This is a genomic window from uncultured Methanobrevibacter sp., from assembly GCF_937881195.1.
In the GTDB taxonomy this organism is placed as follows: domain Archaea; phylum Methanobacteriota; class Methanobacteria; order Methanobacteriales; family Methanobacteriaceae; genus Methanobinarius.
Map to the genome: position 1 here is coordinate 79,192 of NZ_CALGFC010000024.1, position 13,556 is coordinate 92,747.

Genomic DNA, 13,556 nt, shown 5'->3' on the forward strand with positions numbered 1-13,556 from the left:
TAGTAAGATTTCAAGTGTAAAAAAGTCCCAAAAAGAATAAAAAAAGATAAAGAATAAATAATAGCTAAAAATAAGAGAAAAAAAGTAACATTGCAAGTGTAAAAAATAAAATATTTAAAAAGTAATATCAAAATAATATGAGAGATGATTAATTTTTATTTTGATAATCAATATATTGAATAAAAAAATAGATAGGGTACAAATTATTTGTAAATTTATAAACCCCTGTATTTGGAGCAGCAGCATATTCAATAATCTTTAATTCTTTAGCCCTAGATAAAAAATCTCCAAATGCATTCTGTTCTTTAGTATTAAGTTTAGATGCGAAATCTCTTTTTCTGAAGGTATATTCTTTTGTTAAGTCTGAGCTCGTAAAATCATTTCCTAATTCTCGAAATATTGTTAAATATCTTTCACTTCTAATAGAATTATCTAAAGCCGGTTGTAAATATTTGATTCCTATCTCTCCCCCTGCACGAATAATTCCTTTTAAAGCAATTTCCTTATTTATAACAAAATCATTATTAATCCAAAAGACCCCATCTCCAATTTCTTGCATCATGTTAGGTAAACCTGATGAAAAGCTCACCATTAAATCCATAGCTTCTTTTTCAATATCGATATTCAGGCTACCAAAAGACTTTATAAAAAAATCCCTAATCTCATTATTTTCCAACCCTTCAATATCAATGTGCTTAAACTGCCTATTAAAGGAATAATTATGATCATATAATTTCTGAGCATTTTCGGGATAAGTAGTAAGAATAAATGCAATAGGCAATTCTCCTCTAAAGCGTGTAGACAAAGTATCTGCAAAACTTTTATACCAATTAGCAAAATCAGGAGTTTCACTTAACCCATTGATATCATCAATTATTATAAAAAGTCCTTTTTTATCATCAAAATTTTCAACAAGATCTTTCAAGAAAAAAGGAAAATTATCTTTTATGTGAGAAGTAGTTCTCTTATCGGGATTAAATTCTATTTTATTACCAAGTATTTGAACAGTTTTTATATGGTCTTTTAATTTCTCTTTAATTTTATCAGACCATGTTTCTTTTTCAATTTCATTTAATAATCTTTCAATAATCTGTTTAATTAACGAATCAATATCATGAACTCCATCATTAAGAACATGAACACCAACCATCTTATATTTGCGCTCAGCAATATCTTTAAAATAAGAAGCTAAAGATGTTTTTCCCATCCCTCTTTTACCTTTTATGAAAAAATGAGTAGGGATACCATTTGCCGCTTGATTTAAAAAAGGCAAATTTTTCTCAATTATATTTTTCCTACCTTCAAACTTCTCAGGTTCAACAGGTTCTTCGGGTTGAAAAGGACTAATTTTATTAAATTGATTCATACTTATCCTCTATAATATTAAATTAATATATTATATTTACTTATAATTTTATAAATGTTTCTTTTGAAAATGATGAATATTTTTGGCAATATTAATTTTTTCGCCAAAACATTTTGTTTTCTAATTATTTTATAATAATTACTATCTCATTAGTTTCATTTAAATTTAAACCTGATTAAAAAAGCAATTTTCTTATATATAATAAGTTAATATTAAATATTTCTATTTAACCAATATCTCTAATAATTAATATAAATTATAAAGATTTTAAAAATCTAAGTGTTCTCTTTCAATACTAGTACTGCCTACAAGCTCAGCATTGCGGCCTGCATCATATAAACTTCTTATTCCTATTCTTAAATCTCCTTCACGATAGGCATGTTCAGCTACCATATGAATTACTTCATCATTGATTACTCCATTAGCAAAACCTATTTTACAACGATCACTTAAAATAGTATTAATCTCATTTAAGCTATATGCATCGAAGTTAACATTGGCTGGTCTGAATATTGTTTCAACGCTCTGGGATAGTACAAAGTTGATATATCTTCTATTGGTTACTGTTATAAGGCTGATTTTGGCTTTGTTGTTTACTTCATGAGCTCTTAGTAAAGTGTACATGACTTTGTTTATTTGGTCTATATCTTCACTTGTTATTTTATTTGATCCATAGTCATCTAAACATACTATTAGTATTTTTTCTGTTTTAGCAAGGTAGTTTACTATTTTGTTTTTGAGCATGTTTGTTGTTATTCCTGCTTTCACACTTTTTTTATAGAGTTTATTATATATTTTGGTTAGAATTTGGTTTTCTGTTTTTTCAAATTCGCAGTTGATATAAGCTGTTGCTACATTAAATTTATTTTCGATTATTTCAAAATATTTTTTAACTGCTGTTGTTTTACCTGTTCCATAGGGTCCTGTAATTTCCATATTTGTAGGGGCATGGTTACTATTTAATGCTTTGCTATGGTTTATCATTGCTCTTATTTGTTTGTCACGAAATCTTAATATTTCTGGTAAATATTCTAGTGTGAATACTTCTGGTTGTTTGAATAGTGTTCCTTCCTGTTGAATAACTTCGTCGAATATGTTTTCTACAGTTTTCATGATTATTATCACCTTTTTCTTAAAAGTCATCTTTTTTTTGAGCAAGTGATAAAAATTTGTAAAATATTATAAAAACATTTTAACCTGGAGAGCTATTGAAAAATAATAGTATTACTAAGTCAGCTCTATAAGTAATACTATGTATTTATTTAATTAAGTTTTGAGAGAATTAAATCCTGAGTTTTCTTTAAATCATTAATTTCTTCTTTCATAGCTTTTTCTGATTTGGTTTTCTCATCTAATTCCTTTCTAATAGCTTCTGTTTTATCATCAGCTTTTTTCTCAGATTCAAAATTAATAATATCATTTAATTCTTCATTAGTATATTCATGAGAAACAGTTATCAGGGGCAACGCCCTTATATAGAGATTCCGCAATATTTCAGGATTATCTTTATAATAAGCAACTTCTATTGAATCACCTTTGGAACGGCCATGTAATGCTTCTATTTGATCTTTTTCTAAAGCTATTTTATACTCTTCGCTAGTATCAAGATAATTATTCTTATATAATAAACTAGCATTCATTCTACGAAGCATATGGCTTGTGAATCTTTTCTTTTCTCTAGTTTTGAACCGAGCTAATTTATTATTTGCTTCTTTAAATTTATCATCAAAATATCTTTGATTAATTTTAAATAATCTCTTATTATAAGATAGTTTATCTGTTCGTGATATTAAATAAGCTACAATAGCTTTAACTGCTTCAGGACTGCAATATGCAGTGAAATATTTTCTTGATTTTTGTCTTTTCAAACGAAATGTTGGAATCATGTCTTTTTTATGTTTGAAAAGTTTAGTTAATATTTCTATAATTATTTCCTCTTCAGATTCATTCTCATAAGTTTCAATTTTGTGATATGGTTCTGTTGCTTTTAAAAAATCTAAAATAGTAACATTTAATGTGTCTATTTTTGCACAAGCAGAGGATAGCATAAATAAAAATATCGCAGGCACAATTGGATCACTTATGTCAATCATTTCTTTTAATTCATTTAGGGTAGCTAAATCATCCCAAGTTAGGGGATCGTTATATTTTGCATTTTTTTTGTTGAAATATGGTAGCTCATTCATTTCTATATTACAGGCCTTATATAACCTTATAATATTATTTAATCTAGCGGCTGCTGTTGTACCCATGAAATTTTTATATAAATATTTTCTATAAGCAGTTAATCTTTTAACTATTGTTTTATCATACCAACTTATTTTAGCTTTTTGTTCTTTTTCTGCTTCTTTTATTAATTTTTCAAAAGTTGTTCCTTGAAATTGGATATAATTTTTTAAAGAAGATTTATATGAGTAGTATGTTCTATTTTCGACATTTCTTTTACTCATTATTTGATTTAAAATTTTTAAATCATTATTTTCCATATTCATATTTATTACCTCTCAATTTGTATTTATTTTTTCCAAGAGAGGTGATGAAAAATAATATGTATAAAAATAATCGTACTCGTGACAGGAGTAAATAATATTTCTTCTCAATCATTATATAAAAAACTCAATTATGAATTAACTGAAGGTTTTGGGATTTATATAGGAGATCCTGATTCATTTTGTTTTAAAAAGAAGCTATAGTATTTTCACAGACTCTTTATAATTTAATTTTTATTTTTTATAATTTTAATTATTAATTATTTATTTAAATTCTTATTTTTGCATTATTATTTATTTAGATTATTATTATTATTATTTAAATTCTTATTTTTGCATTATTATTTATTTAGATTATTATTTTTCAGATATTATTAATTATTCAAATCCCAATTCTCTTTGCTAAGTTTTTCACCAAGTATTTTTAATTTTTCTTTTTGTTCTTTATAGTCTGGCATTATAGATTCTACTATGTTCCAAAATTTAGGCGAATGATTGTGTTGTTTTATATGTGCTAATTCATGAATTAAAACATAATCTATTGTGCTTTCATCAGCCATAATAAGTTTCCATGAAAAATTAACACTATTTTTTCCACTGCAACTTCCCCATCTTGTTTTAGCGCTTGTTATTCCTATTTTAGCTGGTTTCACATTCATTTGTTTTGAAAAAAACTTAATCCGCTGATTAATGTGTGATTTAGCTATTATTTTATATAATTCGATTATTATTTCTTTAATTTGTTTAGAATTAGCTATTTCTGGGATATAGAATATTTTTTCTTTTTTATCATAACTTGCAGTATTACCGTTAATGGGATTAATGCTTGCTTTTTCACCGTAAACAAAAACATAATCGTTAAAATTAAGATTAAAATCTCTTTTCAATCGATATTTTTCTGAAATTTCTTTTGTGTTTTTAGCTATCCATTCTTCTTTTGAATTAACGAAATCATTTATTTCTTTTTTAGATAAATAATAAGGGGCTTTAACTTCTAAGCTACTATCTTCGTTTATTTTAATTGAAATCGTTTTTCTTTTTGAATAAGTGACTTTATATTCTCTCATATTATCTTATGTATTATCAATGATTAGATAATTATTAAATAAAAGTTTATAATTATATATTAAATAAAAGTTTATAATTATATATTAAATAAAAGTTTATATTTCTATATTAAATAAAACTTGATATTTTTATAATTATATTAAGTTCTTTTATTCCATGAATTATTATCTTAAATCTATTATATCTAGTATATTATAATATATTTTATTATTAGATAAATTTTTAGAAGATTTATTCTTCTAATATTAGTTTTTATTCTTTTATTATTATATTAAATTTTTAATTATTATTTTATTTATATCCATTTCCATTTTTATATAATTATTAATTTTTTCATTATTTTTTCATTATTTTTTTAATTACTTTGCAAGTGCTTTCACTAATTATTTTAACACTTTATTCTAAAATAATTAATTACAATATTTTTAGTGGTCATATGGAACAAGTTTATAAAGAAGTTATTTGTAAAAGTGCATGTATAAAAACTAAACGTTCTATGCCTTATAAATGGGATTTAAATATTTATCGGGGTTGTGAACATAGATGTAAATATTGTTATGCTTTATATTCTCATAAATATATTGAACATAATTATAATGAGAATATAAGCTCAAAATCTAATAACTTCTTTGATAATATTTACATAAAGTCTAATATAAATGAACATCTTGAAAAACAATTTTCTAAAACAAGTTGGAAAAATGAGATGATAGCTATAGGAACTGTAACAGATACTTATCAACCTATTGAAAAGCAATATGAATTAATGCCCGATATATTAAGAACCTTAATAAAATATAAAAATCCTGCGGTAATTTCAACGAAGTCTGATTTAATATTTCGTGATTTAGATTTAATAAATGAATTATCTGAAGTTAATTTTTTAAATATAGCTGTATCAATAACTACTTTTGATGATAAAATTCAAAAATCAATTGAACCAAATGCAATTTCTCCAAAGAAGAGACTAAATATTTTAAAAAAGATAAGAAAGAATACCAATGCTTCATGTGGACTTCATTTCATGCCAATTATTCCATATTTAACTGATAACTATGAGAATATCAATTCAGTCTTTAAAAATGCAGAAAAAATAAATGTAAATTCTATTATTTCCGGACCTCTTAACTTATATGGCAAAACAAGAGGATATTTCTTTAATTTTATTAAAAAAGAGTTTCCTAATATTTATCATGATTTGTTTTCTTTGTATAAAAATGGTAAAGTTGATAAAGATTATAATAAAGATTTATTCATGAAAATTAAAAACTTTAAAAATAAATATTCTCTTGAAACTAATTATTCAAAGGCGATTAAAGAAAAAATGAAGTTTTATCACAAAAAATCAAGACAATCTTCGCTTTTTGACTATTAATTTATTTTAAGCAACAATTAAGAAGTTTTAATTAAGAAGTTCTAATTAAGATTTTTTAATTAAGATTTTTCATTATAATATTAATTTTTATAAAAATGGTGATAAATATATAATTAAAAAAAGTATATACAAAAATATAAATATTATAATAAAGAAAAATATATTATATACTTATAAATAATTGTAATTTAAATTTATCATTATTTTTTAATGAATTTTATTATATTTATTAATCTTTTATTATTAGATTAAGAATATTTATTATTAGATTAAGATGTTTATTATAGAATTAAGGTGATGAGGTTCCACCTATTTAACCGCCATTTTTTTAAATCTGGATGATGACTTCTACTATTTATAATATATTAGTTGATGATTATTATGGCAGATTTGTATTTAGTAATATTAGGTATACTAGTTTTTTTATCAAGTTTAATTTCAGTCCGTTTGGGATTATCTGTATCAGTTATAGAGATAGTTTTTGGCGTTATAGCGGGGAATTTAGGCATAATTCATTCTGAAACTTGGATGATTTTCATTGCAAGTTTTGGAGGAATATTACTAACTTTCTTGTCTGGAACTGAGATTGATGTTAAACTTATGCGGGAAAAATTTAAAGAAACCTTTTTAATAGGATTCTTATCTTTTTTAATTCCATTTATTTTAATTTTTTTAGTTGTTCATTTTTTAGTTGGATGGAACTTAATGGCATCATTATTAGCAGGAACAGCTTTATCTGAAACATCAATAGCTGTTGTTTATTCAACATTACTCCAACAAAACTTATTTCGCTATGATATTGGTAAAATATTAATGGGAGCAACATTTATAACAAATATATGTACTGCTATTGCATTGAGTATACTCTTTACTAGCCCTAATATCTATATTATTATATTTTATGCAGTATCTATCTTGTTATTAGTACTTGCTTTTAAATATTCTTATAAATTTTTAGATAACTCTAAATTTTTAAAAGAAAAAGTATTGGAGATAGAAATAAAATATATATTTCTATTACTTTTTATCTTAATGTTTTTTGCAGCATTAGGGGGTGGACAAGCTATTTTGCCTGTTTTTATTTTAGGTATGCTACTTTCAAATACTTTAAATGGAAAGTCTAATGGTCAAAAAGCAAAAGAAAGAATAAAAACTGTTGCATTTGCAGTTGTAACTCCTGTTTTTTTCATTGTGGGGGGGATGAAAGTATCTATACCATTAGTAATTTCTGGAATAGGAATTTTCATATTAATTTTTGCCTTTAGACAGGTAGCTAAATTTATTGGTGTTTACTTTGTAACAAAAAAGTATTTAGATTCTAATACTAATTATGTTACATTAATGATGAGTACAGGTTTGACTTTTGGTTTAATAGCTACTTTATTTGGTTTAAATATTGGTCTTATAGACACTTATTCTTATTCTATATTAACAGGAGTTTTAGTTTTAAGTGCTGTTTTACCAACAATTATTGCTCAAAAATGGTTCACTCCAAAACATTTAGAAGATTTAAACTGATATGGTAAGCAATAATCAAATAAAAATAATTACTAAATAGATAAAAATAGAAATAAGTATCCATTAAATAAAGATAAGAAAAAATAATAAAAAAAGTAATAAATAAAAAATGAATTAGAATAAAAATAAATCATAATAATAAAGAATCATAATAATAAAGAAGTGGAATAAAAATCAATTGGAATAATAAAGAATCATAATAATAATAATAATAATAAAGAAGTGGAATAAAAATAAATTGGAATAATAATAAATTAAAATAAGAGTAAATTAGAATAAGAATAAACTATAATAAAAGTAGTATATTAAATAGCTTTATATTCTTATAATTTTAATTACTCTTCCATTCTTAATCTTTTTATTACAAAGTCTTTATCTAATGATAATAGGAATGAAGCTGCTTTAGGGCCTTGTTTTTGTCCAAGAATCATTTTATATATGGCTTGAAATGCTTTTTGTGGTTTTAATCCATAGCTATTTAATATTTCATACATTTCATCGTGTAGTGATTCGGCTGATTTAAAGTCTTTCTCATCAATTAAATTGGCTAAATCTTTAAGAAATGCTTCCTGTTCATCGGATAACTCTAATCTAGGGATTTTTTTCATAACTTGGAATTTAACAAATTTAGGTCCATATTTATCTAACCAATTCTTTACTTGTCCAATCCTTTCCTCAAATTGAATAATTTCTTTTTCTTTCAAATCTTCAAATTTTTTATTTTCAAAAGTTTTTGTCAACTGGGAATTATTTTTTAAAATTTCAAATATTTTTTCAGGATTATTTCCAGCTATTTGATAAGCTACTGTTAAAAATCTATAAGGGGGCCTAAATGGGAGAGACTCTCCTTCTTTTATTTGAGCTATTTCATAAATCTTTTTGAATTTTTTACCTTCTTTTTCTGATGGTGCTTCTTCTTCATCAAAGAAAACTTTTTCAACTTTATCAAATTGATCTATGAAGTCAAGAAAAGCCATATTTGGTGAAAAATCTTTATGTTTCATTGGTTTACTTCTAAATATAAAATAATTTAGACTTTCTGCAGGCCCAATTTCTAACCATTGTTTTGGAGTAAAAAATACTCCTTTGGATTTACTCATTGCATCTCCATTTAGTGTAATCCATTCATAAGGAACTGGATATGGTGCTCTATAATTAAAAATCTCTTCAGATATTATTTTACTTACATCATAAGATCCACCACTAGCAGCATGATCTTTACCAAATGGTTCACAAGTAACTCCAAATATTTTCCATCTAGCTGCCCATTCTACTCTCCAAGTTAGTTTACCATTTCCAGATTTTATATCCATTTTCCCATCGTGCCCACATTCACATTTATAGGAAATTATATCATTTTCTTCATCAAAACCATAACTTGTAGTAGTATTTACTCTTCCACACTCATCACATATAGGATTATATGGCAACCAATTTTCTGCTAATGGATGTTCTCTATACTTATTGAATATTTTTCTAATATCTGCTGCTTTTTTCAATGAAATTCTTATATATTCATCATAAGTTCCGTCTTTGTACATTTTAAAACCAGATTTAGGAGTTAATTCAATTCCAAAATCATCTAAAACATCTAAAAGTGGTTTTTCAAAATGTTCTACAAAACTATCGCAACATCCATCAGGACATGGAATATTTGAGTAAGGCATACCAAGATATTTATCATAACTCTCTGGTAATGGGTGTGGAACTTTTCTAAGGGGGTCATGATCATCAGCTATCCATATAGTTTCTGATTTTTCACCCATTTCTCTTAATTTCTTTCCCACAGCATTTGCTATAAATACATCACATGAATTTCCAATATGTATTGACCCTGATATTGATGTACCACTTGCAATAACATGTTTTTCCACATTCCATTCTTTTAAATCGTCAGCTATTCTCTCTATCCAATGTTTCATCATTTCACCAGTAAAATAATAATTTGTAATTTTATTTAAAATATAGTAATGAATTATTTTGATTATATTTTTTATTTTTAAATTCTTTATTAAATTTAAAATCAGTATTAAATAATAAGCATTATATAAATTTATTTTCAATTCTTATAAATATTATTATTAATAATTTTTAAACTATTCAATAGATAATATTTAATATTTTTATATAATACTAATTATTATATAATTATCTATTTATTAAGTATAAAATAAATTAAATGTGACAAGTATGTTAAAAAATAAAAATTAATAGAATAAATTAGAGTATATGGGTATAATACATTTATAATTACATATTGGTAATTGTAATTTTATAATAATTAAAAAATAAAATAAATAATTATTATATTTATTTTTAATAATAATTGATTATTATTTAATTAAAAGAAATAAATTCACTAAAAATAATAAATTTAAAATAAATAATACTAAATTTAATTAAAAATTATAGTATTAAATTTTAATATATTATTAAACTTCATCAAAGAAATCAGGTTCAGCTTGATCTAACCATTCATTAACTATTTTAACTGCACAATAGTTTCCACACATTGTACAGGTTTCTGGATCTTCTGGAGGTCTGTTTTCTCTTATAGCTCTTGCATCAGCTGGACAAATAGCTAAATTATATTGTGATTCCCAATCAAGTTTCTTTCTTGCATTTGCCATAGCTAAATCTCTTTCTCCATTGTGAACTCCTTTTGCCATATCTCCAACATAAGTACCAATTCTTGTTGATATGACTCCTGCTTTAACATCTTCTGGTCCTGGTAATGCTAAATGTTCTGCCGGTGTAACATAACAAATAAAGTTAGCTCCTGCTTTAGCTGAAGCAGCAGCACCAATTGAAGAAACAATGTGGTCATAACCAGGTGCAATATCACATACAATAGGTCCTAACATGTAAAATGGAGCTCCTCTACACATTTTCTTTTGTATTGTCACATTAGCAGGAATTTCATTAATAGGGATATGTCCAGGTCCTTCAATCATAGATTGAACACCAAAATCACGACATCTATCAACTAATTCTCCAAGTATAATCAATTCTTGCACTTGAGCTCTATCTGTAGAGTCTGCTATTGCTCCTGCTCTCATAGCATTAGCTAATGATAGTACGACATCGTGCTCTTTTGCTATTTCGAGAATGTAATCAAAATTTTCAAATAAAGGATTTTCTCTTTCATTTTCTACAATCCATGCAGAAATAAATGCTCCACCACGGCTTACAAGCCCTCCTTCTCTTCCTTGACGTTTAAGGCGAGCTAAAGTTTCAATATTAACACTTGAATGAATAGCCATAAAATCTATACCGTCTTTGGCTTGTTTTTCAATTGTTTTGAACATTATTTCTTCATCCATATCAATAGCGGATCCAGTTTTACGAATTGTTTCAATAGCTGCTTGATAAATTGGTACACTTCCAACAGGAATATCAGACATTTTTAAAATTCTTCTTCTAATTTCATCAAGGTCTCCACCAATACTTAGTTCCATTAGGCTGTCTGCTTGGTTATCTATAGCTATTTGGGCTTTTAGTTCTTCTTCATCAAAATCAACAATATCTGTTGATGTTCCAATTGTTGCATTTACTTTTGTTCTAAGCCCTTCTCCAATACCGCATGGAGTTATATTTCTATTGACATTTGAGGGAATTACAATGGTACCATTAGCAACGGAGCTTCTTATAAATTCTTCGGAAACTCCTTCATTTTTAGCTACTATTTTCATTTCTTCTGTAATTATACCATTTTTTGCATCTTCTATTTGTGTCATAATTAATCACATTTTAAATTAGATAATATTAAAATTTTCACTTTTTTTCAAAGTTTTTGCAATAATTTCAAATTTTCTATGTTTTTTTAAATTTTCAGAGGGACTAATAAAAACATTTTAAAAATGAAATTTATCTCAACCAAAATTAGTTCAAATAGTATTTAATTTTATAAATTTAATTTGAATTTAAATACATTTAGATTGAATATATCTTATTATAAGCTCATAGTTTATAAACTAATCTATTTTATATTCATAATTGAATAATAAGCTTAAATTACACTTGAAAAATTTAAATTATATTTGATCTTTTTATTAAATATTATTTTTTTATTAAAAATATAAAATAATATAAATAAGTTATTAATTAGCTATTAATAAATTATTAATTATATTTTCATTAAATTTTTTTTATATATTTATTTCAATTTTTATTTTTTATTCTATTATTCTTTATATAAATTAGATTAATAATTTTCTCTAATCTTATTGAAATAGCTTAAAATAATACTTTAAAATAATAGCTCAAAATAATAATTTAGAATAATAGTTTAAAATAATAATTTAAATCAATAATTTAAAATAATTGTTCAATATTGATTATTATAAAAATTATTCATTCTATCAATTACTTGATCAAAAATAGGAATATTTGTTTGACATCCTTTTTTTTCTACAATAAATGAAGAAACTGCAGATGCAAACTTAGCACACTTTTCAAGACTTTCTCCATTAATATATTCATATAAAAAACCAGCTCTATATGAATCCCCTGCTCCCGTAGGATCAACAGCAGGTCGGTATATGGAATCAACTTTTATCTTTTCTTTTTGAGTATAAACAATACTGCCTTCTTTTCCACAAGTTTTAACAATAATACTTGGGCCTAATTCTCTTAATCCAGCTATGTCGCAATTTAAAGAATTTTGAATTCTTTCTATTTCATGATGATTTCCAAATAGTATTGTACTATTCTTTATAACTTCTTTAAGTTTTTTTGAATCATACATGTTTAAATCTTGACCAGGGTCAAATGAAACTGTTTTTTCATTATTTTTACCTATTATACTACTTTTTCGGTTATATGTTGGATCTCCAGTAGCTAAATGAATGGCTTCACTAGATTGGATTACTTTTTCGGGAGGATCAGCTTTTAAAAATTCTTTTCCTGCCCCCCAATAAAAATAAAATACTTGGTCTTCTTTATTATTTGTCATACCAAAAGCAGTTGGAGTATCTTCAGTTTTAGACATGATCATTGATTCGGTGTTAATATTTAAATCATGCATTTTATCTAAATATTCTGATTTTAAAAATTTATTTCCTACTGCGGATATAAGTGATGTTTTAAGACCTAATTTTGATCCAACCATAGCTACATTAGCTCCTGCTCCTCCATGGAATATTTTCATTGTTTTTATAGGTGTAGATGAGTTTGGGTTTGGAAATTCTTCAACGGTCATTATATAATCTATTGCTGTATGGCCTATAACAAGTAAATCCTTTTTTTTAGTCAATTAAAAACCTCTCTTTCTTTGATTTTTATAAGATTTTAATAATGAATTAGGTTATAATATTGAAAATTAAATTGACAATATTATGATATTTTATTTGTTTTATTATTTATTTTTATTATTTATTATTATAATCTTTTTTTATTAAAAATTCTATTATATCTTTATATATTAATAAAAATAATTTTTTCCTATTGGTTTTCAATATTTTCTATTATTTTTATTTAGTTAGTTATTTAATATTTATTTAAAGATTAAATAATTATTTTAGCATTTTTCATTCATTTATAATTATGTTATATATCTATATACAGAAAATATCTTTAAAAATAGAAAAATATAAGTATTATAATGTAAATATATTTAAGCCTTGATGAGATAATAAATTCTTACATAATTTATTGTCTAATGCATGAAAAGACGAACCCATACATGAGCTTATTCTTATTAGTTTCATGAAACATTAGATGATGGATATGTAGGACATAT

The 13,556-nt window shown here is 24.7% G+C and carries 10 protein-coding genes and 1 riboswitch; of the genes, 3 read left to right on the forward strand and 7 right to left on the reverse strand.

The annotated features are described in order from the left end of the window. Positions 1-148: 148 nt before the first annotated feature. From Q0087_RS03270 to Q0087_RS03280, 3 genes are all read right to left on the reverse strand, one after another. Positions 149-1,366: an ATP-binding protein gene (locus Q0087_RS03270; protein WP_297898247.1), complete on the reverse strand. Its 1,218-nt coding sequence runs from the start codon at positions 1,364-1,366 to the stop codon at positions 149-151. A gap of 267 nt (positions 1,367-1,633) precedes the next feature. Next, on the reverse strand, positions 1,634-2,350 hold the full coding sequence (locus Q0087_RS03275) for an NB-ARC domain-containing protein (RefSeq protein ID WP_297898248.1): 717 nt from the start codon (positions 2,348-2,350) through the stop codon (positions 1,634-1,636). A gap of 278 nt (positions 2,351-2,628) precedes the next feature. Next, positions 2,629-3,858: a hypothetical protein gene (locus Q0087_RS03280; RefSeq protein ID WP_297898249.1), complete on the reverse strand. Its 1,230-nt coding sequence runs from the start codon at positions 3,856-3,858 to the stop codon at positions 2,629-2,631. 78 nt (positions 3,859-3,936) lie between these two features. Between Q0087_RS03280 and Q0087_RS03285 the strand changes: the two genes are divergently transcribed. Next, positions 3,937-4,059 carry a hypothetical protein gene (locus Q0087_RS03285; protein WP_297898250.1) on the forward strand — a complete coding sequence of 41 codons (123 nt, stop codon included), beginning with the start codon at positions 3,937-3,939 and terminating at the stop codon, positions 4,057-4,059. 170 nt (positions 4,060-4,229) lie between these two features. Here Q0087_RS03285 and Q0087_RS03290 read toward each other — a convergent pair whose 3' ends face one another. Further along, positions 4,230-4,922, reverse strand: coding sequence for a M48 family metallopeptidase (locus Q0087_RS03290; RefSeq protein WP_297898251.1), 693 nt, complete (start codon positions 4,920-4,922; stop codon positions 4,230-4,232). A 437-nt stretch (positions 4,923-5,359) separates the two neighbouring features. On the opposite strand from Q0087_RS03290, the gene Q0087_RS03295 reads away from it, so the two are divergent. Both Q0087_RS03295 and Q0087_RS03300 read left to right on the forward strand, forming a co-directional pair. Then, positions 5,360-6,298, forward strand: a complete 939-nt coding sequence (locus Q0087_RS03295) for a radical SAM protein (RefSeq protein ID WP_297898252.1) — start codon at positions 5,360-5,362, stop codon at positions 6,296-6,298. A 284-nt stretch (positions 6,299-6,582) separates the two neighbouring features. Next, positions 6,583-6,656, forward strand: a riboswitch (Fluoride riboswitch). A 23-nt stretch (positions 6,657-6,679) separates the two neighbouring features. Next, positions 6,680-7,816: a cation:proton antiporter gene (locus Q0087_RS03300; protein WP_297898253.1), complete on the forward strand. Its 1,137-nt coding sequence runs from the start codon at positions 6,680-6,682 to the stop codon at positions 7,814-7,816. 335 nt (positions 7,817-8,151) lie between these two features. Here Q0087_RS03300 and lysS read toward each other — a convergent pair whose 3' ends face one another. The 3 genes from lysS to Q0087_RS03315 all read right to left on the reverse strand — a co-directional run bounded on the left by lysS (position 8,152) and on the right by Q0087_RS03315 (position 13,070). Then, positions 8,152-9,738, reverse strand: coding sequence for a lysine--tRNA ligase (lysS, locus tag Q0087_RS03305; RefSeq protein ID WP_297898254.1), 1,587 nt, complete (start codon positions 9,736-9,738; stop codon positions 8,152-8,154). 510 nt (positions 9,739-10,248) lie between these two features. After that, the gene (gene thiC / locus Q0087_RS03310; protein ID WP_297898255.1) at positions 10,249-11,553 is read right to left on the reverse strand and encodes a phosphomethylpyrimidine synthase; all 1,305 of its coding nucleotides are present in this window, start codon (positions 11,551-11,553) and stop codon (positions 10,249-10,251) included. Positions 11,554-12,143: 590 nt separating this feature from the next. Beyond that, complete coding sequence (locus Q0087_RS03315) at positions 12,144-13,070, reverse strand: carbohydrate kinase family protein (RefSeq protein WP_297898256.1); 927 nt, start codon at positions 13,068-13,070, stop codon at positions 12,144-12,146. Positions 13,071-13,556: the final 486 nt, after the last annotated feature.